Origin of the sequence: Rhodococcus sp. P1Y, from assembly GCF_003641205.1 — a bacterium.
GTDB lineage: Bacteria > Actinomycetota > Actinomycetes > Mycobacteriales > Mycobacteriaceae > Rhodococcoides.
On the sequence record NZ_CP032762.1, the window covers coordinates 1,655,422 to 1,680,627 of the forward strand.

The following is a 25,206-nucleotide window of genomic DNA, read 5'->3' on the forward strand; positions in this document are numbered from 1 at the left end:
CCCGAATCAGAACGCCGGGCCGAGATCGGAATCTCTGCCGACCAAGGTGCGCCGCATCCAGCCGTACACCCTCTCGTCGTTGAGGAGGGTGAAGTGGTGCGCACTGTTGATCGCCAGACCGTCATCGGGCTGAAGTCCGATGTTGCGCAGTTTGTTCAGACCGCCTGCGCTGTCGGTGCGAACCAGCCCGTCGCCCACGAACACTCCGACCGGGTTACGCGGATTTCCGGTGACGACCGCGGATGCGTGGTGATGACGCACCTTGTCGGGGACCGAGATATCCATGGCTGCACCGACATCGAAGCTGTCGGCGTAGCGAGCATGGCCATCGTCGTCGGTGATGGATCCGTGGATCAGGTCGCGGATTCCGGCACTGCGACGCGCCAACAGATTGGCGAACGGCCGGGTCTCGGGCGCGAGCGCCATCGCGGCTGCGGCGACATGCACACCGTGAGCAAGTGGCGCACCCAGATGTGGTGTCCCGAGCGTGAATACGTCCGTCAGCAGGTCGACCCATCGGCGACCGCTCTCGGCTGCGTGGTGAGCGGCGCTGCGTGAGACCAGCCCACCCATGGAGTGTCCGACCAGTGTGACTCGGTGGACCCTGACGGGCCAGGCCGGTAGGAGCTGCTCGAGCAAGTCCGACAGGTCGGCACCGTTCGCCGCAATGCGCCGTCCGGTGTTATAGCGCAAAAAGATCGAGGTTGTTCCGGCTTCCGAATCCAACCGCTCCCCATACGTGGGCCGCCCACCGAGCCGCCAGGCCGATTCGGTTTCGACCAGCCCATGGAGGAACACCACGAGGTGCGCCCCTGCGGTGGGAAACCCCGCGGCCAGCGCGCGGTACTTCAGGGGGACAGGGCGTCCGTCGACGCGAATCGACATCGGATGGGCCAGGACCCGTGCTGTTTTCTCCATGTCGTCGCCGATGAGACCGTTCAGAACGGCGATGGTCTGCGCGCCGCGGCTGGTGTGTGAGGGTGCGCGCCGCGTGTCGTCCTCGGACATGTCGTCGCTTCGGGTCAGTGCGCCGACCGTCTTGGCTGCGCCGGTGCAGGCCGCCGCGATGCTCGCATACGTTCCGGCGGCGATGGCGTCGTGCATGAGCTGTGTCGGCAGGACGGAGGGGCCGATGCCGCGCCGCACGGCAGCGAACGTGCGTCGTGCGATGGCCGAGTGGACTGCGCGCACACCGCCCGCAGCCGAAGCCAACTCGCGCAGCGTGAGCTCGCCGAGCTCACCCAACTCTTGTGTGCGCTGAGATTTCTTCCCCACGAGTTTCAGTGTACGCATGTCCACTGAAACTGCTGTCGCTGCAGCAGGCCGGCTCAGTCCAGGCGGCCGACCACCGGGTTGAGCTCGGAGTTTGCGAGCCCGCCGGGCTCGATGCCGGGGAGGAACTCGCGCCACGTGCCGCTGATCAGAGTCGGCGACTCCACGACGCGGGTCCCGTCGGCGAAGTAGGTGGTGGCCAGTGCCCGCCGAGGCTGTGTCGTCCGGTTCGGTCCTGCGGTGTGAAAGCACAGCGCGGAGTGGAAGGACACGTCACCCACCGCGAACGGCTCGGACTCCACCGCGACATTGCGCGCGACGAAGCGCTGGGTGACTGCCTCGTCGTACGAGGTTCCTACCTTGTCGAATTTCAGGTCGGCGACCTCGCTCAGCACGTCCCGTCCGCGCGCGAAGGACAGTGGACCCATCCGGCCCGGAATGGCCGACATCGGCATCCAGGCGGTGACGGCGTCGGTGGTCTGCAACGGGAAGTGCTCGGCGTCGTGGTGCCACGGCGTACGTCCGCAGCCGGGCTCCTTGGACAGCGCATTGTCGTGATAGAGCCGAACACCGGGCACGTCGAGAAGAGCCGCGGCCAGACCGCCGATTCGGGGTGACAGCGCCACGGCACGCATCAGTTCGTCGTGGAGCCACATCTGCTCGAGCGCGGTGAACCGGCCGGCGACGTCGTCTCCGTGCTCGGCGCGCAGCAGCTCGTCGAGCCGCTCGGCGAGGCGTCGTACAACGGCAGGAGAGAACACCGCGGGCAGCCGCACGAAGGCGTTCCGCGCGAATGCGTCGACAGCGGCAGGGTCGAGATCGTAGGGCTCGGCGAGTTCACGCTCGACCTGTTCGTCCGTGGCAGCCCCGATGTTCGGCAGGCCAGGGCCGTCTACCAGTTCTGCGGGCGCCGCGTCGTTGGCGGCCAGGGTGACGTACCAGTCCCACCAGTCCTGATCGTTTCCCGCCCAGTCCTGGTCGATTCCGCCCTCGCGATTACGTTCGGGGAGAAGCTCATTGGTGGAAGGGTCGTTCAGAGCCACAGCAGCGCCGCCTCGTGCGAGAAAGTGTAGGAACCGGACGCGTCACGGCACGAAGCGAGGTAGTCGCCCAGCACGGGTGCCGCCTCCATCTCGTCGAGGGACACCGAGTCGTCGAAGGCGCACCGCTGCAGAAAGCCTTCGGCGACAGCGCGATCGGTCGTTCCGGTGGTGTACGAGACGCGCTGATCGCGCACCTCTGCACCCGCGCGGATCAGCGCGTCGCGCACCTGCTCGGCCGTCGTGTACGGCGTTGCTTCACGGACGCCGGTGCGGAAGGCGTCGTAGAACGCGATGTAGTGGGAGGCTTCCGTAGCCTGCGCCACCAGGCCGAGACCGCCGGGAGCCAGTGCGGCCACGAATCTTTCGGCTGCGGCGTCCAACTCGGCGGGAGGAAGGGCATAGAGCGCGTGGGTGGCCCAGACGACGTCGTAGCCGACGTGATCGCTCGGCAGATCCTGCAGCGTCATCACCAAATCGTTCCGGGCGACGAACGGCGCACCTAGAGCTCCGCGTGCCTCGGCCACCGAGAATTCCGACGGGTCGAGCAAGTCGTAGGCCACTTCGGGTACCGCGGAGAGGTCTGTGTAACGGCGGAGCGCAGTGGGGAATTTGCCGCTGCCGCAGGCTACGTCGAGGAGCGACCAGTTCTCGTGGGCCTGGCCGGCGAGTAGCGTCGGCCAATCGGCTGCCAACGCCAGCTGGTGATAGTCCTCGGTGGCCAGGGCGTAGAACGCCTCCATGCCCGTGCGGCCCGCCTCGCTCCAGTGCTCGAGACTGCGTTCGGCTGTGTCTCCGCTGCTCACGAGATTCCTCCTAGGAAGCCGACTACGACGCACCGGCCGGGGCGCCGTGGTTGACTCGGTCCAATGTCCAACATAGCTCCGAATTCGCCGACCGACACTGCCGTCGTGCTCATCGATGGATTGCGGGCGATGCGGCGCGGGGCCGAGGCACTGGCGGGCCTGCCGCCCGAGTCCTACGCCGAGCACCACGCCACCTTCGAGATGCTCTCCGATCAGCGCGGTCTGATCGCCACGCACTTCGCAGATCGGCTGGCCAGGATGGGGAACGGGCCGCTCTCGGTACTGTCGGTGGGTTGCGGAGACGGCTCGCTCGATGCCCGGCTCGCAGCGGGTCTGGTGCAGCGGGTCCCGCGCCGCCCGGTTCGGTACGTCGGCATCGACCCCTGGATCGGCAGCGCCGAGCTCTTCACGGCCAGGATGGCGGCGCTCGAGGCCACCGAACTCGACGCTCGCGCATACGTCGCGTCGTTCGACGACGCACCCATCGACGAGGCTTTCGACGTCGTGACGTTCGTGCACTCGATGTACTACGTCGCAGACTTACGAGCAACGCTGCGTGCCGCGCTCGGCCTGCTACGACCCGGAGGTCAGCTGTGGGTGGCGATTGCGCCGACCGCCGCGCTCAACGCGCTCGTCGAAGTCCTTGCCCCTCCGCTGCAGGGCCATCGGCAATGGTTCAGCGCCGACGTGGAAAAAGCGTTCGTCGACGCTGCGATCGACCTCGACGACACGGTCACTCTCGATGCGCTGGTCGACCTCTCCGCCGCGAGCACCGAAGTGCTGGACTTCGCGGTGCAGGCCCGGCTGACCCCCGAGCTGCGCGAGCCAGTGCGGGCCTACCTCGCAGCCGTGTCGGTGCCCGGTGCCGACGGCCGCCTTCGAGTCCCGCACCCGGTGGACGTATTCAGCGCGACTCGTCGCTGACCTCACTCCCGGGCAACAATTTTGCACCAGCTCGGTGAGAGACCCGTCCGCAGCAAGCAAGTCCGTCAGACCGCCTCGATGACACGCAGACGATCTTCGGTGGACCGACGACTCATCGCCGCGTCGGGCGCGATCCACTCGAAGGCGTGCGGGGCACCCGTTCTCACGTGCAGTTCGCACGACACTCCGGCACGAAGTAAGCGCAGCGCGTAGTCGATGCATTCGTCCCGAAAGATGTCGAGGTCTCCGACGTCGATGAACGTCGGCGCCAAATCCGAGAAGTCGTCGAGCTGCGAGGGAGAGGAGAGCGACGACACCTGTACTCCCTCGGGTAGCAACGCGTTCCATCCGGTGTAGTTGTCGTCGTACGTCCATGTCGCGGTCGCGCTCAAATGAGGATCCGGTACGAGAGTGCGACAATCGAGCATGGGATAGATCAGGATTTGTCGAGCCAACGCAATGCCGTTGTCCCGTGCGAGGATTGCGGCCCCCGCCGCCAGACCGGCTCCGGCGCTGTCGCCCATGATCGCGATGTGTTCGGGGTCGACTCCTAGATTGTCTGCCTCGAGCACCAGCCAGGTGAGCGCGGCGTAGACATCTTTCACAGGAGTATCGCCGGTCACCTCCGGCGCGAGACGATAGTCGACGGAGAGAAAGGCCACGCCGGTGAGCTGGGCATAATGAGCGACGACCTTGTCGTACAGTTCGAGCGAGCCGCTTATCATTCCACCTCCGTGCGCGTAGACGACTGCACTGCTGCTCACCCTGTTGTCCGGCAGGTACCAGCGAATGGCGACAGCGCATCCGTCGTCCGCTTCGACCACGAAATCCGCTCTGCTCACAGAAGTGCTGTCCGGAAGTGCGCCGTGGTCGATGGCGAGCGTGGCGTCGACGACAGCGCGCAGCGTCGCGACATCGCCTCGCTCGGTTGCGATCGGAACGCCCGCCGCGGCGACGGCGGAGTGCAGCGCCGCCTCCACCTCACTGTCGAGCGCAATAGCCATCGTCTGGTCTCCTGTCGGTTGTCGAGTCGGCTTCGAGAACAGGTCAGTCGGCTCGGTGCGAGTCCAGCGTCGTCGGTGGTTGCAGATCGGAGAGGTCGCCCTCGTGCCGTAGAGCCGTGGTGTCCCGATCCAGCGTTTTGCCGTGGAAGAACGCCGGACTGCGGAATCTCATCACGATCATCAGGACAGCGCCGAAGAGCAGCACGCCGAATCCCAGGAAGAACACCAATCCGATCCCGCCGATGGACGCTCCGCTGGCATTGTCCGGGTCCATGCTTTCGTCCAAGGAGAAGACGAATACGGCAAGGAGTATCAGACCGCCTATCAGGGGGAACACGAAACGGAAGAATGTGTTGCGCACGCTGTCGAACAGTTCACCGCGGAAATACCAGATGCAGGCGAACGCCGTGATGCCGTAGTACCAGCAGATCATGATGCCCAGCGCCGCAATGGTATCGATCAGTATTCGTTCGGAGAGGAAGGTCACCACGGTGTAGAACACTGCGGTCACGACACCTGCAACGAGTGTGGCGTACGACGGCACGAGAAAACGGGGGGACACCTCTGCGAACTTTTTCGGGAACGCGCCGTACACACCCATAGCGAGCATCGTGCGCGCTGCGGGGAGGAACGTGGTTTGCAGGCTTGCCACCGAGGAAACGAACACGGCGAGGAACAGCATCAGCCCGCCCCACTTACCGAGAACCGGGTCGGCAAGCGCGCCGAACACGTTCTCCGAGTTGTCGGGGTTTCCGAGTCCGAGGCCGGTGTCGCCCACTCCCGCGTACATCATCGCGGCGACCGACACGAGCAAGTACGTGAGGAGAACCGTCAATACACAGAGCAGTCCAGCGCGGCCGGGCGTTCTCTTCGGGTCCTTGGATTCCTCGCCCAGCGTCAGGCAGGTGTCCCAACCCCAGAAGGCGAAGATCGACCCCGTCAGACCGATCACGAATGCACCGGCAGTCACTCCGGTGAACGGATCGAACCAATCGAGATCGAAGGTCAGTCCGGCCGGGGAGTCGCCCGCGCCGACTTCGACGAGGGCAACTACGGCGAAGACGGCAAGCAGAATCATCTGAAAACCGACGAGTGCGACCTGCAACTTCTCGCTTGTCGTGATTCCTCGACTGGCGACCCACGTCGCGATACCGAGAAACACTAACGTAGTGCCGACGTTGACCAGTTTGTTGCCGGGAAGGTCTGCAATGGATGGACTTTCGAACAGATTTGCAATGAACAAGTAGAAGAACTGGACGCCGATCGCAGCAAGGTTGGACAACACGATGATCGTGGCGATCACCATGCCCCACCCACACATCCACCCGACGTACGGCCCGAACGCCTTCGTCGACCAGGTGAACGACGCGCCGCAGTCCGGTGACGCCGAATTCAGTTCGCGGTACGCATACGCGGTGAGGAACATCGGAATGAAACCCGCGATGAATATAGCGGGCATCTTCAGGCCAACGGCCGCCACGATCAGCCCGATACTGGCGGTCAGGGTGCACCCCGGCGCCACCGACGAAATCCCCAGAATAGCTCCGGAAATAGTGCCGACAGTGCCTGTAGCAAGGCCTTTGGCGCTCACGGTACTCGTCGGATCGACCGGCCCGCTTGCAGTGCTCGTCATATCTGATCCTTCGTTCGTTCGCTTCGTGATTCGAAGTCCTGCTTGGGTACGATCACCAGTTGACGAGGTTGCGCGAGTCGACTCCAACCCGCCATGACCAGGTCGTGCACGAGCGAGAACGATGCCGGGCACGTGGACGGTGAACAGTTGTCAGCGCACGAGCAGTTCCAGCTCCGCCTCGACGGCACACATGTGCGCTAAATCGACGGTGCCGCCTCGCCTCGATCGAGACATCGATGCGGTGAAACGAGATGCTCTGTCGGAGTTTTCGGTCAGCCACATCGATACGGGCTCCGGGGAATCGGAGAAGTTGTCCAACACCTGGCCGACCAGCTCCGAGAACGTATCGCCGATGCGTGCGTGAACCGATGCGCAGCCCATCATGTCCCAATGCGACGTGGACGCGGTGTCGCCGGTGCCTACGAGGAGGGACGTGAGATCGAGACGGCGCGCCAGATCGTGGTGAACTTTCGACACGAGTTCCACCGACGTGTTTCCCTGGATCGCGGCGTCCGCCAGTCCGAGCGCACCGAACAGTGACTCGATTCTGCCCTGAACCGAATCGGATGCGGCGAGAACGGTCACCGGCGGCCGCCAACGGGCAATATCTGCGCTCGAATCGATGGCGAGCCGCCTCGTCACGCCGGGACGCCGCAATACCCACACCATTTCGGACTCGATGAGCTGCTGAAGTTTGACCATCGAGTCCAACATGTCCGACGCAGGAAGCCCGGAAGCGAGGATGTCGTCGCGAAGCTGGTCCGTCGGTAGCACGGCGCACACCAGGCCGTAGGCAAGCGCTCCGAGCGGACTCTTGACCCCGAGTCTCTCCTCCAATCTGTAGAACACTCCGGGACCGAGACGGTTCACGAGCTCGTCTGCGATGGACGTGGCCGCGATCTCACGACCGAGTCGATGCTGGACGAGGCTGTCGCCGGCGGCATTTCGAACCGATTCCGGGAAGTACTCCGCCAGCCGTCCGGAGAAGATCACGTTCTCGGGAACGCTGGATGCGAGTAGCTCGGATGCCAGTATGTTCTTCGACTGTGCCACCAGGACCGCAACTTCCGGCCGCACCAGTCCCAGACCGGCCGCGGCCCGCGCGGCGAGTGTCGTCTCGTCCGGGAGTACCTCCGAGTGTCGGTCCAGAACTCCAGTGGCGCAGAGGTCTTCGATGAGGCGGTCGTGCTGGTCGAGTAGCGATGGTGCGCGACGCTCGGCCACGCTGATCGCCAGAGTTTGGTCGCGGCTCGAGCGCAGCACCGCTTCGGCGACCTCGTCGGTGACGGAGGACAGTAGCGTGTCCCGCTCGTCGTTCGCTACGGTGCCGAGCGAGATCTTGAGATTGACTTCGAGATCCGAGGTGGCAACGCCCGCCGCGTTGTCGATGAAGTCCGCGTTGATTCGACCGCCGCGCGTTGCATATTCGATACGTGCCCGTTGAGTGAAGCCGAGATTGCCGCCCTCGCCGACGACCGTTGTACGCAGCGCGGCTGCAGCTACTCGCACAGCATCGTTCGCCGGATCGGCTGCGTCGGCGTTGCTCTCGTCGGAGGCTCGGACGTAAGTGCCGACGCCACCGTTCCACAGTAGGTCCACCGGCGCACACAGAATGGCTTTGATCAAGTCGTGAGGAGTCAGCGTCGTGTCGTCGATCCCCAATGCCGCGCGAGCGGGACCGGACAGTGTGATCGATTTGGCGGTACGGGGCCAGACGCCGCCGCCCTCCGAAATCAATTCTCGGTCGTAATCGGACCAGGTCGATCGTGGCAGGTCGAAGAGTCTTCTGCGCTCGACGAACGAGCGTTCGGCATTCGGCAACGGATCGATGAAGATGTGGCGATGATCGAACGCCGCAACGAGCTTGATGCTGCGAGACAACAGCATTCCGTTCCCGAACACGTCTCCGGACATGTCTCCGATGCCGACGACGTCGAATTCGTCCGTGTCGACGTCGAGATCTCGTTCGAGGAAGTGTCGCCGCACGGCCACCCAGGCTCCCCGAGCAGTGATGCCCATGGCTTTGTGGTCGTAGCCGACGGATCCTCCCGATGCGAAGGCGTCACCGAGCCAGTATCGATATTCACGCGCAATGGCGTTCGCAGTGTCGGAGAAACTTGCGGTGCCTTTGTCTGCGGCCACTACGAGGTACGCGTCCTCGTCGTCGTATGCGATCGTGTTCGGGGGCCGTACAATTTGCCCGTCGACGATGTTGTCGGTGACGTCCAGAATCCCTCGTACGAATGTCGAATACGCTCGGACGGCGGCAGTGTCGCGATCCTCCCCGGGTCCGATCGTCACGAATGCGCCCTTGGCCCCGCCCGGGACGATCGGCGCATTCTTGACGCTCTGAGTCTTCATCAGGCTCAGCGCCTCGGTACGGAAATCCTCGGGGCGGTCCGACCATCGAAGGCCGCCGCGAGCAACGAGGGAGCTGCGCAAGTGCACACCCTCGACGTGGCGGGCATGGACGTATATCTCGCGGAACGGCACGACTGGCCCTGTCGCGGTGAGCAGTCTCGAATCCAGTTTGAAGGATGCCCACGGTTTGACGCGCCCGAGGTCGTCGCGCTGATACCAGTTGGTGCGCAGCGTGGCGAGGACAAAAGATCTGAGGGCGCGCAGGATTCGATCCTGATCGAGTGTTCGTGCTTCGTCCACGTGCGTGTCCACTGCGGTGAGCGCGGCAGCCGTGGTCCGGTCTCGGTCGACGGTGATCGGATCGAACCTTGAGGCGAACAGAGCGATGAGGCCGGCGACGAACGCGGGCTGCTGCTCGAGGGTATCGACGATGTAGTTCTCGGAGAAACCGATGTCGGCCTGGAGCAGGAAGCGGCACAACGCACGGATCAGCGCGGCTTCTCGCCAGCCGACGTCTGCGGTCGCGATGAGGCGGGAGTAGATGTCGAGCTGTGTCTCGCCTGCAGCCTTCGCGTCGAACGCCGCCGCCAGCTTCGTCAACGCCGTATCGGGGAAGGAAACAGGTTCGAAGGTGAACATGTGCATCGATCCGGAGGACCCGCCGGCGGGTGGCAACGGCCGGTGTGTCAGAGGCCGCAGGCCCAGATCCGCGAAGCTCTCGGTGAGTTCGGCCAGCGAAGGCTCGCCCTCAGGCCACGTGATGATGCATGAATTCCGGCCGTCGAACTGCATTTTTCGGGCAGTGACCGTGGTCGCGTTCGGCATCGAACGCCCTTTCTGTGAGGTGTGTGATCGGTCCAACGCGGACCCAGTCGGGCCGGTTGATCACCAACCGGTCGTCAGGACTCTGTCCAACGAGTCGACGAAGTAGTCGACCGAATCCTTCGAAACACACAGCGGTGGTTTGATCTTGAGCACGTTCTGGAAGTCACCGGTGGGTTGCATGACGACTCCCAATTCGAGCAGCCGATTGCAGATGGCCTCGGTTTCCTCGGTGGCGGGTTCGAGTGTGGTGTGGTCGCGGATGAACTCGAGTCCCAGATACAGACCCGAGCCGTGCACCGTGCCCACGATGGGGTGCTCGGTAGCGAGCGCCTGTAGTCGAGACTTCAGGTGGCCGCCCACCTCGCGGGCGTTCTCCTGCAGGCCTTCCTGTTGGATTACGTCGAGCACGGCGAGGCCGATCATCGACGACACCGGGGACCCGCCCGTGGACGAGAAGAAGTAGCCGCCGGTGCGGTAGCGATCGGCGATCTTTCTGGTCGTGACGACGACGCCGACGGGTTGGCCGCTACCGATGGATTTCGCAACTGCCACAACGTCGGGAATGGCCTTCTGCTGCTCGAACCCCCAGAACCATTCGCCGAGTCGGCCGTACCCCACCTGCACTTCATCGGAGATCGTGACGCCTCCGTGCTTGCGGATCGCGGCGTACACCTGCTGAAGGTAGCCGTCGGGAAGCGCGACACCTCCGGCATTACCGAAATAGGACTCGCAGATGAACCCGGCGGGCAGCGTTCCTGCCGCGGCCAGATCGTCGATGAACTGCACGGCCTCGGGGGCGTATCGGGCGGCGTCATCACCTCGGTGCAGTCCGCGGTACGAGTTCGCTGCGTCGACGGTATGTACCCAGTCCGGTCGGGTGGCCAGGGCATTGGGGTTGTCGGCTATCGAGGTCGACACGGCGTCGCTGGCGAAGGTCCACCCGTGGTAGGCCTCCCTCATGGCCACGATATCGGTCCGTCCGGTCGCGGCCATCGCGATTCGGATGGCCAGATCGGTTGCCTCCGAACCGGAGTTCACGAAGAACACGGTGTCGAGTTCGTCGGGAAGTGTCGCAGTGATTCGTTCCGCGAACTCGGTGATCGCGCGATAATTGAAGCGCGAGTTGGTGTTGAGCAGGTGCATCTGTCGATGGGCGGCCGCCACCACCTTCGGGTGGGCATGGCCGACGGACGCGACATTGTTGACCATGTCGAGGTAGACCCGACCATCGACATCTACGAGGTACTCACGCCAACCCCGCTCGATGCGTGGTGGATCCGCGTAGTAGTGCTCCTGCACCTCTGCTAGCAGCCGTTCGCGGCGCTCCAGAGTGTCGTCGTCTGCGTCGACGATCGTTGCAGGCAGCCCGAGAATCGGCGCAGGGTCACCGGCGAGTACGAACCAACCACGGGCGTACGACGGTTCCACGCGCAGTGGCACTGCCTCCGACCCCGCTCGCGTGAGCTGAATGTCGATCGGTGTACGTCCAGGCAGCACAACGGTATTCGCCGAGACGGGCATGCCGACGAAGTGGATGAGGTCTTCCCCCGACATGACGGTGATGCCGTTGTCGTCCTGAGTGATCACCCCGTCCGCAGGCAAGTCGAGAGCGGTGTCCTGGGCGAGCCAGAGCGTCAGGGCGGTGGAGACGGTGGCAGGTTCGGCGGGAGTACGGCTGGGGGCACCGGTCAGTCGAGCGGACCACGCCGGTACCACCACGGCGGGAGCGCCCGCGTCCAGAGCCGTGAATGCAGCGTCCTCGAGGGTCTGCTGGTCCAGCCAGCACCCCTCGTCGTTGATAGTCGAGGTGGTACTCGCGTCGATGGTCACCGCGTCGGCCACACCGCCGATCAAGGGCGTTCCTCGCCATGTCGGCCGTGATCGAGGAGCGAAACCCAGTGCGCACCGAATGGTTTCGGTCATGACGGCACAGGGCACCGACACTGCCTGGCGGAGGATCCGAAATTCGCGGTCAAGTGCGGCGTCGGCGTACGAATTGCCGGCGTCGAGCCGAACTTGCTGACGACCGCTGAGGACCAGGACTACTCCGCGGAGGACGACGAGCGGCCAGAGTGCGTCGATCTCGCCCTCGCTCAGCGGACGTGCCGAATGGAACGCACGGATGGCGGGCATGGCATCGACCGGAGTGAAACCGTCGTGGTGCAGCAACGAGGAGACGGTCACCGCGATCTCGTTGACCGCCCACGACTCGCTGACGTCGCCGAAATCGATGACGGCGTCGGGTAGCGACCCGGGTGTAGTCGCCGCGAGAACGTTGTCGTCGGTGATGTCGAAGTGGCCGAGCTGACGAGGCAGAGCCGACGCGACCGTATTCAACTGTCGGCCGGCCGACTCCGTGGCGGCAGCGATGAAGCGGCTGACGTCGACGTCCGGCTCGTCGGGCAGTAGCGTGGCGATGACGCGGTCCGCGTAGCGCAGGTCCCATTGCAGCACCCGGCCCGAAGCGGGGTGGTCGACCTCGGAGAGTGCCACGCTCACCTTGCCGGCGAGCTCGCCCATTCGTGCCACCGTCGCGGGGGATAGGTAGCTCGAACCCATCAGTGTTGTGCCCGAGATGAATTCGATCATGCGGCCGTGGATGCGTCCCTGGGAGGTGTCCCACCACGCAGACATCGGTCCGCGGGGACCGGCGACCACCTGCGGAGTCCGCAACGTCGGCTCCCGTTCGGCAACGATTCGAGCGGCAAGATCCTGCAGTTCGATCTCGGACTCGCTGAAGACAGGGTTACTGAGTTTGAGGACGCCGACCGGTGCGGAACTGTCGAGGTCCCGGACCACGAAGTTCTGATCCTGCTGGCTGCCGAGTTCGGTAACAGCGCACGTCAGCCCGAAGGTCTCGTACATCAGTTGCCGAACCTCGTCGACGTCGAGTGTCGGGGTGGGCAGCTCGGGCTGCGCGAAGAAGTCGAACACTCTGTCAGCCATGGGTTTCGATCTGCTCTTTCTCGAAAACGGTGACGCCGCCGACGATGGTGCGCACCACGGATACTTGTAGGAGATTGCCGCCGAGGAAGTCGCCGTCCAACACCACGAGGTCGGCGAACATGCCCGATCGCACCCGACCGATCCGCAAATCGGCGTCGAACGAGGCCGCGGAATCGAACGTGGCGTGGCGGAGTGCGGCGTCGACAGACACGGTGAACCGCGGCTCGTTCGGAGGCAGAGAGTGGTCGGTGGCCGAGCGTCGCGTGGTGGCGATGTAGAGATTCGTCAACGCTTCATGGGGTGCTGTCGGTGCATCGGTTCCGAATGCCAGGCGAGCCCCTGCCGCAGTGAACTCGGTCCACGGGTAACCCCGCTCGACCCGGTCGTCGCCCAGTTGAGCGCGCCAGTTCGGTTGAATGGCGGGATCGGAGTGCACAGGCTGAACCGATGCGGTGATTCCCAGCCGCGCCATCCGGGCCGGTGTCAGATCGCTGACGACTTCCAGGTGTTCGAGCCGTGGTCGCCTGTCCCACTGCGGATTCACTCGAATTACCTCTTCGAGGACGTCAAGGGCCATGTCACTGGCCAGATCGCCGATCGCATGGATGGCCAGACGCAGTCGAGCAGCGTCGGCGGCCACGAGAACGGGAAGAAGGGCCTCGGGACTCCACAGCAGATCACCGTTCGATCCATCGGCGTAGGGGTAGGACATCGCGGCGGTGCACGCGTCGATAACGCCGTCGAGTACGAGCTTGATGCCTACGAGTTCGAGCCAGGGCGTCGGATCGCCGCACAGCTTCAGAACCCGTTCCACCTGAGCGAGATTGGCGGCTCGATCGCCTGCGTCGACAACGAGCCAATGCGCTGACACGCGCACGGGCAGACGTCCGCCGAGGCGTTTCGCGTACCCGAGCAGGGCTCGCCAACCGTCTTCGTCCATCCCCATGTCGACGACCGAGGTGACGCCGGCGGCGGCGAAGGTCTCGAGCGCACGGCCAATGTGTCCCTCCCTATCCTGGTCCGAAGTGACGGAGGAAAGGTACGCCCAGCCCAGGTCGTGAGCGGCCCGCTCGTAGAGCATCCCGGCAGGAGAGCCGTCCGGCAGACGAGACAGCCGACCACCGGCCGGATCCGCCGTCGACGCGTCGAGCCCCATTGCCTTCAGTGCCGCGCTGTTGACCCAGATCGAGTGCATGTCGTTGGAGTCGAGGAAGACCGGGATGTCGGAGACCGCCTCGTCGATCATGGCTGCGGTGGGTTCACCGTCGACGGCGTCGAAAAGCCATCCTCGGCCGCGCAGCATGGTCGCGTCGGCGCCTAGTGCCCTTCGTGCGTCTCGCAGGCGCTGCTGAATCTCTGTGAGCTCGCCTGCGTCGGTAAGGGCGACGCTGCTCAGCCCAGCGCCGAGCCACAACAGGTGCACGTGCGAGTCGACGAATCCGGGGACGACGAACCGTCCTTCGAGATCCATCGTGAGATCGGCGGTCGGATTGCGCGCAGCGTCGACCGAGTGCACCTCGGCGATACGGTCACCCTCGATCACTACGCAGTCCGCTTCCTCGATTGCGCCGTCGGCCACTGCCTCCAGGGAACCGGAGGAACTGATGATCCTGGCGTGCACCAGTGCGGTTCGTACGGTGTCGGTAGTCATCGATGTGTCTCCTGCTGTTGCGAAACCGACTGACGTGTGGCGCTTTCCGCGTGTTCGATTCGGGTGGACAGTCTCGCGACCAGCACGACCGGGAGGACGAGCGCCCAGCTCATAGCCCCGACGACCCAGCCGAATGTGCTGTACCCGAAGGCCTCGACCAGCCAGCCGCCGAACACGGGTGCAAAGCTGGTACCGACGAGGTACACCCCGAGCGAGGGGCCGGAGAACCGGCCGTTGGCGTCCAATGCGGCTGCCGTGGCGATGAACAGCAAGAAGGCGGCCAGGTACACCGAGTTCCAAGTGACCAGAAGCACGCCGTACACGGTGGGATCGGTCGCGAGCGACGTGCCGAGTTTGAGGGCTCCGCCGAGAACGAGGAGGACGGCCAACGGAAGCGCGCGGCCCAATCGGTCGCCGAGGAGGATCAACGCGAGTGCGGCAACGAAGCCTCCGGCGCTGGAGGCGCTGAGTACGACGCCCAGGGAGGTGTCGGTGAGCTGTGCATTGTCGGTTCCCATGGTGCCCGCGATCGCCCAAAGCGAGTCCTCGCTGATCGCCCACACCGCATACATCGCCAGCAAGGCAATTCCGGCAATGGTGGTGTCTCGGTTGTCAGCTGGAGCGGAAGTGGCCTGGCGAACCAGGTAGGGCTTGTCGACGATCGGTGCTGCGGGGAGCCATCGGGATGTCACCAGCAGTACGATCGCAAGACCGGCGACGAATCCGTACACGCTTCCCAACGTGACCCCCACGAGGGGGATTATCGCGAGCACAACGGTTACCACCGCACGGTTGACGAGCCCGCTGGCCGCGGACATGCGGTTGGGGTTACGCAGTGCGGCAAGGGCCGCCCCGCTTGCGGCCAATGCGCCACCGGCTCCAGCGCCGCCCACGATCACCCCGGCGATCGTCGTGAACGCGCCTAGGGGCAGCGCCGCGAGGGCGAAACCCACTGCGGTCACGACGAGACCGGCCCGGGCTACCACCATTCGTCGGTGCCCTTCCGCAAGGCGGGTGACGGCGATACAGACGAGGGCGGTCGCCAGCAGCGATCCCGTCATGATGGTTCCGGCTTCGCCGACGCTGACGCCGAGCGAATCCTGTAGCGCGATCACCATGAAGGGCAACAGATTCGCGGTCAGCAGCCCGAGTACGGACATCCCGAAAACCGATGTTGCGCGCCGGGTGTTCAACGGCAGTCGGGTGCTGTCGGGCGTGAAGGGGATCGTCATGAACTACCTCGCTTCGGCGGGCGCGGAAGGCCCGAATGCTCTAAAACATACACCGTATGTTTTAGAGTTGCAGGCCCTTCGGCGGATGATTTTGGGAGCGACTTCCGCTGTACTCGCTACAGCGGTGATCCGTCGGTCGTTGCGAGTGCTCCGGACACCCCGCCCTGTGCGGAACGCGCGACGACGACGATGAGCGGCCCGTATGGAGTCCGCCATTCGCTGTGTGCCGCGCTGTGGGCGCCCTCCGGTACCGAAACGGACCCGCTCACAACGCCTCCCGTCGTCCGGAGCGGTACGCGCACTCCGTCGACGAACGCCTGAATTTCCTCGGCGGGACCGTCGGTGACCTCGACGACGAAGCCGAGTTCGTCGCCTGCCGGACCGGGTCTGAGTAGTACATCGCCGATGGCAACGGAGAGATCGCCTTCCGCGGCCGTGCCGGGGTGCGCGAAGATCTGCTCGTCCGGCAGTACGGGGGTGCGTGCCGGGGCAGGCCTTCGAACCCCGGTTGCTTCGACCGACCGGGCCAGACGCAACAGCGTGGAGTCCGAATACGCGGCACCGGCCAGTGTCAGACCGACCGGCATTGCACTGTCCTCCATTATGCCCATCGGGACTGTGACGGTGGGGATCCCGAGGTGGCGGGGAACGAGGTTGCCGTTGGACACCCACACTCCGTTGTTCCAGGCAATCGCGGCGGCGGAAGCGTCCACGTCGGCGTCGGCGGGGCCCACGTCTGCAGCAGCAGGAAAGACGACTGCATCGAATCCGTTGGTCTGCAGCCAATTCTCGAAGTCGACGCGCCGGGTCTCCTCCAGTCCGCGCATCCCCGCCTCCACATACGAAATGTGGTCGAAGGGCGTCACTCCGGCCGCCGCTCGCGGGACGTAGTCCGCAAGGTCGTAGGCAACGTCGAAGGGGAGGACGCCGTACTGATCGGGCAGCGCACCGGTGGGGTGGGGAAAAATGAGGGCGGGGTCTGTATCGGCCAAGCGGCTGAGGCCGGGCTGAGCGTTCGCGGCCAGAAAGCTGTCCAATGCCCAGATGGACAGCTCGTCCAATTCTCGTTCGAGGAACTCGGGGGGAACGAAGCCGCGGTCGACCATGGTCCGAGACTCGGGATGCAGACCTTCGTAGTTCTCCACGACAGGGAAGTCGGTCTCGACGACCTCCGCGCCTGCGGCCTCGAGATCGTCACGCATGTGCTGCCAGAGCGACATCACGGATGCGCGAGTGTGGATCGGATTGGCGCTGGCGGGGTCGCCGTTGATGTAGAGGCGGGGTACAGCCAGTCGGAGGCCCTTCAGCGGTAACGGGGGCAGATCGACGTAGGACGCCGGCCGCACTGCGGAAGCCTGCGGTAGTTCGATCCATTGTTGCTGACGCCAGAGGTCGCCCTCGGCAACCTGATCGTCGGCGACGACGACGTCGAGCAGACGTAGTAGGTCGTCGACCGAGCGTGCGTGCGGCACCACGACGTCCATCGTGGGGACCAACGGCCAGTTCCCCCGCACCGAGATCACACCACGGGACGGGGTGTACGCGACGAGTGCATTGTTCGACGCGGGAGCGCGGCCGGAGGACCACGTCTCCTCGGCCAGGCCGAAGGCGGCGAAGCTCGCCGCCGTGGACGTGCCCGAGCCGTTCGACGATCCCGACCCGAAAGCGGCCGTGAGAAACTCCGCGGAATATGGACTCTCGGCGCGACCGTAGAGTCCGCGTTGCATTCCGCCGGCGGCCATCGGGGGCATGTTGGTCATACCTAGGCAGATCGCTCCCGCTGCCCGCAGTCGCCCCACGGCGAACGCGTCGTCGTTCGCAACGAGGTCCGCATAGGCGGGCGAGCCTGCGGTGACCGGCAAGCCGCGCACCTTGTAGCTGGCCTTCGCTGTGTACGGGATTCCGTCCAACGGGCCTCGAGCCTGTCCGAGGGCGCGGCGTCGGTCCGACGCGCGCGCTTCCTCGAAAGCATTCGGATTCAACACCGGGACCGAGTTGAGCAGGATTCCCGATCGGTCGTAGTGGCCGATTCGGTTCAGGTAGCGCGCCACGATCTCGACGCTCGTGACCGTGCCATCCGCGAGGGCTGTGGCCAGGCACTCGATGTCGGCCTCGGCGACGCTGAATGAGGAGGAAGTCATGATTGAACTAAAACACACACTGTCGGTTTTTGGAAGACTTCGGCCGCGTCGATGTTCGGTCGAAAATGCTGCCTGTAGGCTCGTGCTGGCCTGAGAGGAGACGACCATCGCACGACCATCCCGCGCAATTCTCAGTCGCGACCTCATCGCCCGGACTGCCTTGGCCTTGGTCGACCGGCATGGCGCCGAGGGCGCCAGCATGCGAGGCGTGGCACAGAAGCTGGGCGTCAACCCCACCTCGCTGTACAACCACGTTGCCGACCGCGCGGCCATGATCGAAGACCTCCGGGCGTTGGTGTCGAATCGAATCGACTCGGCACCGCTACGCCAATTGCCCTGGGAAGAAGGCCTTCTCGCTTGGGCAAGGTCCTACCGGCTGGCCTTTGCTCGGCATCACCGGGCGGTACCCCTGCTCATGACGACACGCGCATCCTCACCGGTGCTGCTCGCGGAGTACGAAGACTTCGCCGTCGCGGCCGAGGCGGTCGGGTGGGCGAGCTCGGAAGTGCTCCCACTGTTGACTGCGTTCGAGTCCTTCATCCTGGGTAGCGTGCTCGACATGTCGGGTCCGACTGTGGTGTTCGATCCGGTAGGGCAGGAGGAGCGCTTTCCGCGATTGGCCGCGGCCTACGAGACGCTCCAAGACGAGGATGCCGACGATCCGATCGCGACCCGAGCTTTCGAGTTGGGTCTGAAAATGCTCATCGCATCGGCACGGCCGCCGCGCTGACATCAGCGGCCGGCCCGCCGTTGTGTCTACTTCGGCTGAACGAGCGGCTGGTTCTGTGTGATGCAGTGAATGCCGCCCCCGCGGGCGAAGAGTGGACGAGCGTCGACGGTGACGACAGTCCGGCCCGGGTAGGCCGCCGAGAGTAGTGCGACGGCCTCGTCGTCCGCGGGATCATCGAAGCTGCAGGCGATCACGCCGTCATTGACGACGTAATGATTGATGTAGCTGTAATCGACATAGCCTTCGGCGTCGCGCAGTACCTCGGGAGCCGGGACCTTCACGATGGTCCACTTCTCGCCTCGCGCGTCAGTGCTGTTCTCGAAAATCTCGACGATGGTCTTGCTGACGGCGTAGTCGGGATGTTCGGGATTGCGTTGATCGTGTACGAGAACTACGCCGGGCGATGCGATAGCGGCGACGATGTCGACATGGCCACGCGTTCCGTAGGTGTCGGCATCACGAGTAAGCCCACGAGGCAGCCAAATTACCTTGGTGGCACCGATCGTCCGGGCCAGCTCTGCCTCGATATCAGCTTTGGACAGCGTGGGATTGCGGCCGGGGTCGAGTTGCACTGTCTCGGTCACCAGAACGGTACCCAGTCCGTCGACCTGAATACCGCCGCCCTCGTTGACGATCGGTGAGTCGATCAGTTCGGCCCCGGAGGCATCGACGACCAGTGCTCCGATCTTCGAGTCCTTGTCCCAGCGGGCCCAGTCCTGTCCGCCCCAGCCGTTGAACACCCAGTCGACGCCGCCCAGACGGCCGCCCTCGGACAGCACGAATGTCGGTCCGATGTCGCGCATCCAGGCGTCGTTCAGGGGCGCCTCGACGATGTCGATGTCAGCCGACAGATAAGTGCGGGCGACCTCGACCTCGTTGGGATCGACGGCGACGGTGACCGGTTCGAACCGGGCGACCGCGTGCGCCACTGCGGCCCACGTGGCACGAGCCTCGTGGTGTTCTTCGGCCGTGTCGCCGAGGGAGTACCCGGCAGAGGGATAGGCCATCCAGGTGCGTTCGTGCCGAGCGCCTTCGGCCGGCATCCGCCACCCGGTCACGGCCCGACCGCCTGGCGTGGTGCTCGGGAGTGCGTCGGAGGTCTGCGCGGTGTTCGTCGACATTGTCTTTCCTCGGTTGTCAGGGCACAAGCAGGTGATGAATTGTGTGCAGCTCGGTGAAGCGTCGAATCTCGGGTGTCCGGCTACTGGCCGTCGACCAACTGGCTTTCGTCGCGTAGCGCGGAGGTGCTGCGGTCGAGCGTCTTTCCCTGGAAGAAGGCCGGACTGTGGAATCTCCTGAAGATCATCAACGCTGCGCCGAACATCAGAGTCCCGAACCCCAGGAAGAACACGAGACCGATCCCGCCGATGGACGCCCCACTGGCATTGTCCGGGTTCATGCTCTCTTGTATCGAGACGACGAACACGGCAAGCAGCGTGAGTCCGCCCAGGAGGGGAAAGAGGAATCGGAACACAGCATTGCGTGCGCTCGTGAAGAGACTGGCGCGGAAATACCAGATGCAGGCGAAGGCGGTGATGCCGTAGTACCAACAGATCATGATGCCCAGTGCCGCAATGGTATCGATCAGGGTGCGCTCGGACAAGAAGGTCACGACGGTGTAGAACACCGCGGTCACGACGCCTGCGACGAGGGTTGCGAAGGTCGGCACCAGAAAACGCGGTGATACTTCCGCGAATTTCTTGGGAAACGCGCCGTAGGCACCCATGGCCAACATCGTTCGCGCAGCGGGCAGGAACGTGGTCTGCAAACTCGCGAGTGAGGAGACCAGAACAGCCAGGAACAACAGCATCCCGCCCCACTTTCCGAGTACCGGGTCTGCAAGAGTGCCGAACACGTTCTCCGCGTTGTCCGGATTGCCCAATCCGAGCCCGCTCTCGCCCACTCCGGCGTACATCATCGCAGCAACCGACACCAGCAAATATGTGAGAAGAATGGTTGCAACGCAGAGCAATCCGGCGCGGCCGGGTGTCCGTTTCGGATCCTTCGACTCCTCGCCGAGGGTCAGGCACGTATCCCAACCCCAGAAGGCGAAGATGGATCCGGTGAGACCGATCACGAACGCACCGAAGGCGACGCCTGTGAACGGGTTGAACCAATCCAGCTCGAAGGTGAGGCCGGCGGGGGAGTCTCCTGCTCCGACATGGACGAGCGCGACGACGGCGAATGCGACGAGAAGCACCATCTGAAATCCGACCAGTGCGAGCTGTAACTTCTCGCTCGTGGTGATACCTCTACTGGCAATCCAGGTGGCAAGGGCTATGAACACCAACGTGGTTCCCACGTTGACCAACTTGTTGCCGGGCAGATCGGCAATGGACGGGGTGTCGGTCAGCTTGGCGATGAACAGGTAGAAGAATTGAACGGCAATGGCTGCGAGGTTCGACAGCACGATGATGGTCGCGATGACCATTCCCCACCCGCACATCCATCCGACGTACGGGCCGAAGGCCTTGGTCGACCAGGTGAAGGATGCTCCGCAATCCGGTGATTCGGAATTGAGTTCCCGGTAGGCGTACGCGGTGAGAAACATCGGGATGAAGCCGGCGATGAGGATCGCAGGCATCTTCAATCCCACGGCCGCCACGATCAGGCCGATGCTGGCCGTCAGTGTGTAACCCGGTGCCACCGAGGAGATTCCCAGGACTGCACCGGAGAACGTGCCCACGGTTCCGGTAGCGAGGCCTTTGGCGCTGACGGCACCCGTTGTCGATACGTCTGCGCCCTCGTTGTTCGCCATGCTCGCTCCTCCGGTCGGCCTGGTCACGAGTCGAATTCCTGCTTGGGGACTACCACCATGGGGACCGGCAGCACGCGGAGCATCTTGGTGGCCGTCGATCCCAGGAAGAGTCGACGGGGTTGAGCGAGTCGACTGGACCCCACCATCACCAGATCGCCGTCCTGCCAGTCCAGTGTGCGCACCGCAGACTCCACCGAGGACCCGTCGGCGATGGTGACCGATACCGGAAAGTCCGGCGGTAGTGCCGATCTTGCTTCGTCGAGAGTCTCGGCCGCATGTCGTACGGAACGTTCGCGAACGGTGTCGGATGTGTCATGTTCGTCGCGAAGGTCGTTCTGCGGATCGAGCGATACGAGAGATATCAGCCGGAGCGGAGTGTGCATCCTCTCGGCCGTCCGCACTGCAGTGCGCAGCAGTACGTCGGCTCCGATCCGAGTGCCGAGCGCGCACGTGACTTCTCGAATCTTCGATGCCGACGAATGCCGTGTACCGCGCGGTGCGAGCGCAAGCGGAACGTGCGCCGAATGCAGCAACTCCGTCGACACCGATCCGACCGAATGTCGGCCGAGCAGACCGTCCCCGGACGCTCCGACGACGATCGCCTGGGCGTCCAACCGCTCCACCTCGTCGAGCAGACCCTGGGCGAACGATTCATGGAAGCTCAGATGAACCTCGACGTCGATGTCGTCGGCCACCATGTGCCGTGCCTCGTCCAGCCATTTCTGCGCGCGGGAGGCGAGTATGTCCTCGAACCCGGACTCCGCAGGAACCCGGGTCGGGACTCGGCGGTCCGGCGGGAGCACCATACAGATGTCCAGCCGCGCACCCAAACTCCGCGCGAGCTGAGCCCCCAGGACGAGGCCGTCCTCACCACTCGGGGTAGCGAGATATCCAACGATCAAACGCATGACGACGGCTCCTCTTGTAACGGGCGGGGGAGGGATTGGCAAGCAGCTCAGGCGAAACCGATGTATTTGGTTTCCAGATACTCCTCGATGCCTTCGGTACCCCCTTCGCTACCGAGGCCGGACTGCTTCATCCCACCGAATGGCGCCGCGACGTCGGAGATCACGCCTCGGTTGACGCCGACCATGCCGCTGTCGATCTTGTCGGCGACGCGGAAAGCACGATCGACGCTCTGCGTGTAAATATAGGCAGCGAGACCGTATTCGGTGGCGTTTGCGGCCGCAATACCCTCGGCTTCGGTATCGAACCCGGTGATGGCGGCGACGGGTCCGAATATCTCTTGCGTCGTGATGAGGGAGTTCGCGGGCACATTGTCGAGAACCGTGGGCTCGAAAAAGTAACCGGGACCGTCGACACTGTGTCCGCCGGTGCGTACCCGTGCCCCTGCCGCGACCGCGTCGTCGACGAGGGTGGCAACGTTGCGGCGCTGTTTCTCGTTGACGAGAGGGCCGATATCGGTCTCGGCGTCTGTGCCGGGTCCCAGCGTGAGTGCGGAAATTCTGGCTGTCAGCTTGCTCGTGAATTCCTCCCGCACCGAGTTTGCAACGATCAGGCGATTGGCGGCAGTGCAGGCCTCACCGCCGTTGCGCATCTTGGCGGCCATGGCTCCGTCCACGGCCGCGTCGACGTCGGCGTCGTCGAACACCACGAAGGGTGCGTTGCCGCCGAGTTCCATCGAGGTGCGTAGAACGTTCTCGGCCGACGCTCCGATCAGGATCTTGCCGACTCGAGTGGAACCGGTGAAGGTGACCTTTCGCAGACGCGGATCGGCGAGCAACGGCTCGGTCACGGCAACGGCATCGGACGCGGGAAGCACCGACAGCACGCCCGGCGGTAGTCCAGCTTCGGCGAAGACCTCCGCAAGCAGCAGCATCGTCAGAGGGGTGTCCTCCGCAGGCTTGACGATGATGGTGCACCCCGCTGCCAGAGCCGGGCCGATCTTGCGGGTGCCCATCGCGAGTGGGAAGTTCCACGGTGTCACCGCCAGGGTGGGACCGACTGGAACCTTGGTAACCAGAATCCTTCCGTTCCCCGACGGAGAGGTGGTGTAGCGGCCCTGAATGCGGACGGCTTCCTCGCTGAACCAGCGTAGGAACTCGGCACCGTAGGCGACCTCGCCGCGACTCTCCGCCAGGGCCTTGCCCATTTCCATCGTCATCAGCAGAGCGAAGTCCTCCGTGCGATCGATGACCCGCTCCCATGCCGCACGCAAGATGGTCGATCGCTGTCGCGGCGCGGTTGCAGCCCACTCCTCCTGCACTCGTTCTGCGGAATCGAGGGCACGCACGGCGTCTTTCACGCGCGCGTCGGCGACATCGGCGATGTGCGCACCGGTAGCCGGATCCTGCACTGCGAAGACGCCGCCGTCTACTGCTGCGGTCTGTTCGCCGTCGATCCACAGCCCGGTGGGCAGAGTGCGTCGGAGGTCGTCGAAGTTGTTCATACCAAGCTCTTTTCGCGGACCAGGGACCGCACCGTTTCCTCGATGACGGTCAACGCGTCGTCCAGTAGTTCGTCGCCGATCACCAGTGGGGGGAGGAGGCGGATGACGTTGCCGTAGGTTCCGCAGGTCAGCACGATCACGCCCTGCGTGAGCGCACCCGCGGCGATCGCCTTGGTCAGCTCCGGGTCGGGCTTGTCGGTCCCGGGTTGCACGAACTCCATAGCCAGCATCGCCCCGCGACCTCGAATGTCTCCGATGACACCGACCTCGTCGGCCAGTGCGCGCAATCGTGGCAGTACGAGGCCTTCGATCCGGCGCGCGCGGGCAGGCAGATCGTATTCGCGCATGGTGTCGATCGCGGCAAGCGCCGCGGCACAGGCCACGGGATTGCCGCCGTAGGTGCCGCCGAGTCCGCCGGGATGCACCTTGTCGAGCAGGTCGGCTCGACCGGTGATGGCGGACAGTGGCATACCGCCCGCCATCCCCTTGGCCATGGTGATGATGTCCGGGACGATGCCTTCGTGATCGGACGCGAACCACGAACCGGTGCGGCAGAAGCCGGTCTGGACCTCGTCCGCTATGAACACGACGCCGTGCTCACGCGCCCATGTCGCCAGAGTCGGCAAGAACCCGTCGGCCGGAACGATGAATCCGCCCTCGCCCTGGATTGGTTCGATGATGATGGCCGCCAGCGAATCTGCGCCGATCTGCTTCTCCATCTGATCGATGGCGCGCTGCGCTGCCTGTTCGCCGGAGAGACCGTCCGCGTCGCGGTAGGGGTACGACATCGGAAGCCGGTACACCTCGGGGGCGAACGGTCCGAAATGTGCTTTGTACGGCATCGACTTCGCGGTAAGCGCCATCGTCAGGTTGGTGCGTCCGTGGTAGGCGTGATCGAAGGCCACGATCGCATCTCGGCCGGTGGCTAGGCGGGCCACCTTGACTGCGTTCTCGACAGCTTCGGCGCCGGAGTTGAACAGCACCGTGCGCTTCTCGTGGTCGCCGGGGGTCAGGGCGGCGAGCTCCTCCGCGACACGAACGTACCCTTCGTACGGGGTCACCATGAAGCACGTGTGGGTGAAATGCCCGACCTGCTCTCGAACCGCTTCGACAACAGCGGGATCGGACGCACCGACGCTGGTGACCGCGATGCCCGAACCCAAGTCGACCAGAGAATTACCGTCGACGTCGACGATCACGCCGCCGTCGGCATCGGCGGTGTACACCGGGACGCTCGAGCCGACGCCCGCAGCCACCGCCGCACGGCGGCGAGCAGTGAGGGCGGTCGAAGCGGGGCCGGGAAGTTCGGTGACCAGTGCACGGTGTTGCGGCAACCGGTAGTGAATGTCTTTCATGTGGATGCTGTCCTCGGTGGTGTGTCGAAGTTGATCGGTACGCGAAGCCGTACGTGCAGTGAGGTTCAGTGTGCGCTCCTGCATAGAGGTGCGGGAGCTGACAAAACGTCTATCGGCC

At 64.4% G+C, this 25,206-nt stretch carries 17 protein-coding genes; 2 read left to right on the plus strand and 15 right to left on the minus strand.

Going from position 1 to position 25,206, the window contains the following annotated elements; all coding sequences use genetic code 11:
- Positions 1-6 precede the first annotated feature (6 nt).
- From D8W71_RS07795 to D8W71_RS07805, 3 genes are read right to left on the minus strand one after another with little or no spacing between them, the layout of a single operon-like run.
- Positions 7-1,275 carry an esterase/lipase family protein gene (locus D8W71_RS07795; RefSeq protein ID WP_161965421.1) on the minus strand — a complete coding sequence of 423 codons (1,269 nt, stop codon included), beginning with the start codon at positions 1,273-1,275 and terminating at the stop codon, positions 7-9.
- A gap of 53 nt (positions 1,276-1,328) precedes the next feature.
- The gene (locus D8W71_RS07800; protein ID WP_121112423.1) at positions 1,329-2,315 is read right to left on the minus strand and encodes a phytanoyl-CoA dioxygenase family protein; all 987 of its coding nucleotides are present in this window, start codon (positions 2,313-2,315) and stop codon (positions 1,329-1,331) included.
- A complete protein-coding gene (locus tag D8W71_RS07805; RefSeq protein ID WP_121112425.1) occupies positions 2,306-3,118 on the minus strand; it encodes a class I SAM-dependent methyltransferase in 813 nt (270 codons plus the stop codon). The genes D8W71_RS07800 and D8W71_RS07805 overlap by 10 nt, the downstream gene beginning before the upstream one ends.
- A 63-nt stretch (positions 3,119-3,181) precedes the next feature.
- Between D8W71_RS07805 and D8W71_RS07810 the strand changes: the two genes are divergently transcribed.
- Positions 3,182-4,042 (plus strand): class I SAM-dependent methyltransferase, encoded by an 861-nt coding sequence (locus D8W71_RS07810; protein ID WP_121112427.1) that lies wholly within the window; start codon positions 3,182-3,184, stop codon positions 4,040-4,042.
- Between the two features lie 65 nt (positions 4,043-4,107).
- Here D8W71_RS07810 and D8W71_RS07815 read toward each other — a convergent pair whose 3' ends face one another.
- From D8W71_RS07815 to D8W71_RS07845, 7 genes are all read right to left on the minus strand, one after another.
- Positions 4,108-5,046, minus strand: a complete 939-nt coding sequence (locus D8W71_RS07815) for an alpha/beta hydrolase (protein WP_201265291.1) — start codon at positions 5,044-5,046, stop codon at positions 4,108-4,110.
- Positions 5,047-5,089: 43 nt separating this feature from the next.
- The gene (locus D8W71_RS07820) at positions 5,090-6,679 is read right to left on the minus strand and encodes an APC family permease (protein ID WP_121112429.1); all 1,590 of its coding nucleotides are present in this window, start codon (positions 6,677-6,679) and stop codon (positions 5,090-5,092) included.
- Between the two features lie 150 nt (positions 6,680-6,829).
- Entirely contained in the window at positions 6,830-9,865 is a 3,036-nt protein-coding gene (locus D8W71_RS07825) for an NAD-glutamate dehydrogenase domain-containing protein (protein ID WP_121112431.1), read from the minus strand.
- 60 nt (positions 9,866-9,925) lie between these two features.
- A complete protein-coding gene (locus D8W71_RS07830) occupies positions 9,926-12,811 on the minus strand; it encodes an aminotransferase (protein WP_121112433.1) in 2,886 nt (961 codons plus the stop codon).
- Positions 12,804-14,462: an amidohydrolase gene (locus tag D8W71_RS07835; RefSeq protein ID WP_121112435.1), complete on the minus strand. Its 1,659-nt coding sequence runs from the start codon at positions 14,460-14,462 to the stop codon at positions 12,804-12,806. Before D8W71_RS07835 ends, D8W71_RS07830 begins: the two co-directional genes overlap by 8 nt.
- Positions 14,459-15,694 (minus strand): MFS transporter, encoded by a 1,236-nt coding sequence (locus D8W71_RS07840; RefSeq protein ID WP_121112437.1) that lies wholly within the window; start codon positions 15,692-15,694, stop codon positions 14,459-14,461. The genes D8W71_RS07835 and D8W71_RS07840 overlap by 4 nt, the downstream gene beginning before the upstream one ends.
- Positions 15,695-15,810: 116 nt before the next feature.
- Positions 15,811-17,835: an amidase gene (locus tag D8W71_RS07845; protein ID WP_121112439.1), complete on the minus strand. Its 2,025-nt coding sequence runs from the start codon at positions 17,833-17,835 to the stop codon at positions 15,811-15,813.
- A gap of 160 nt (positions 17,836-17,995) precedes the next feature.
- On the opposite strand from D8W71_RS07845, the gene D8W71_RS07850 reads away from it, so the two are divergent.
- Positions 17,996-18,565: a TetR/AcrR family transcriptional regulator C-terminal domain-containing protein gene (locus tag D8W71_RS07850; protein WP_121112441.1), complete on the plus strand. Its 570-nt coding sequence runs from the start codon at positions 17,996-17,998 to the stop codon at positions 18,563-18,565.
- Between the two features lie 26 nt (positions 18,566-18,591).
- On the opposite strand, the gene D8W71_RS07855 is transcribed toward D8W71_RS07850, so the two are convergent.
- From D8W71_RS07855 to gabT, 5 genes are all read right to left on the minus strand, one after another.
- Entirely contained in the window at positions 18,592-19,608 is a 1,017-nt protein-coding gene (locus D8W71_RS07855; RefSeq protein WP_121118783.1) for an agmatine deiminase family protein, read from the minus strand.
- A gap of 158 nt (positions 19,609-19,766) precedes the next feature.
- Entirely contained in the window at positions 19,767-21,323 is a 1,557-nt protein-coding gene (locus tag D8W71_RS07860; protein ID WP_121118785.1) for an APC family permease, read from the minus strand.
- A gap of 23 nt (positions 21,324-21,346) precedes the next feature.
- Positions 21,347-22,231 (minus strand): universal stress protein, encoded by an 885-nt coding sequence (locus tag D8W71_RS07865; RefSeq protein ID WP_121112443.1) that lies wholly within the window; start codon positions 22,229-22,231, stop codon positions 21,347-21,349.
- A gap of 47 nt (positions 22,232-22,278) precedes the next feature.
- Positions 22,279-23,733 (minus strand): NAD-dependent succinate-semialdehyde dehydrogenase, encoded by a 1,455-nt coding sequence (locus D8W71_RS07870; RefSeq protein ID WP_121112445.1) that lies wholly within the window; start codon positions 23,731-23,733, stop codon positions 22,279-22,281.
- Positions 23,730-25,088, minus strand: a complete 1,359-nt coding sequence (gabT, locus tag D8W71_RS07875) for a 4-aminobutyrate--2-oxoglutarate transaminase (protein ID WP_121118787.1) — start codon at positions 25,086-25,088, stop codon at positions 23,730-23,732. The genes D8W71_RS07870 and gabT overlap by 4 nt, the downstream gene beginning before the upstream one ends.
- Between the last annotated feature and the right edge of the window lie 118 nt (positions 25,089-25,206).

Coding starts and splice junctions, on each gene's coding strand:
- D8W71_RS07860 (WP_121118785.1), bottom strand. CDS start 21,323: ATGGCGAACAACGAGGGCGCAGACGTATCGACAACGGGTGCCGTCAGC.
- D8W71_RS07825 (WP_121112431.1), bottom strand. CDS start 9,865: ATGCCGAACGCGACCACGGTCACTGCCCGAAAAATGCAGTTCGACGGC.
- D8W71_RS07870 (WP_121112445.1), bottom strand. CDS start 23,733: ATGAACAACTTCGACGACCTCCGACGCACTCTGCCCACCGGGCTGTGG.
- D8W71_RS07865 (WP_121112443.1), bottom strand. CDS start 22,231: ATGCGTTTGATCGTTGGATATCTCGCTACCCCGAGTGGTGAGGACGGC.
- D8W71_RS07855 (WP_121118783.1), bottom strand. CDS start 19,608: ATGCCGGCCGAAGGCGCTCGGCACGAACGCACCTGGATGGCCTATCCC.
- D8W71_RS07845 (WP_121112439.1), bottom strand. CDS start 17,835: ATGACTTCCTCCTCATTCAGCGTCGCCGAGGCCGACATCGAGTGCCTG.
- gabT (WP_121118787.1), bottom strand. CDS start 25,088: ATGAAAGACATTCACTACCGGTTGCCGCAACACCGTGCACTGGTCACC.
- D8W71_RS07810 (WP_121112427.1), top strand. CDS start 3,182: ATGTCCAACATAGCTCCGAATTCGCCGACCGACACTGCCGTCGTGCTC.
- D8W71_RS07815 (WP_201265291.1), bottom strand. CDS start 5,046: ATGGCTATTGCGCTCGACAGTGAGGTGGAGGCGGCGCTGCACTCCGCC.
- D8W71_RS07840 (WP_121112437.1), bottom strand. CDS start 15,694: ATGACGATCCCCTTCACGCCCGACAGCACCCGACTGCCGTTGAACACC.
- D8W71_RS07820 (WP_121112429.1), bottom strand. CDS start 6,679: ATGACGAGCACTGCAAGCGGGCCGGTCGATCCGACGAGTACCGTGAGC.
- D8W71_RS07835 (WP_121112435.1), bottom strand. CDS start 14,462: ATGACTACCGACACCGTACGAACCGCACTGGTGCACGCCAGGATCATC.
- D8W71_RS07830 (WP_121112433.1), bottom strand. CDS start 12,811: ATGGCTGACAGAGTGTTCGACTTCTTCGCGCAGCCCGAGCTGCCCACC.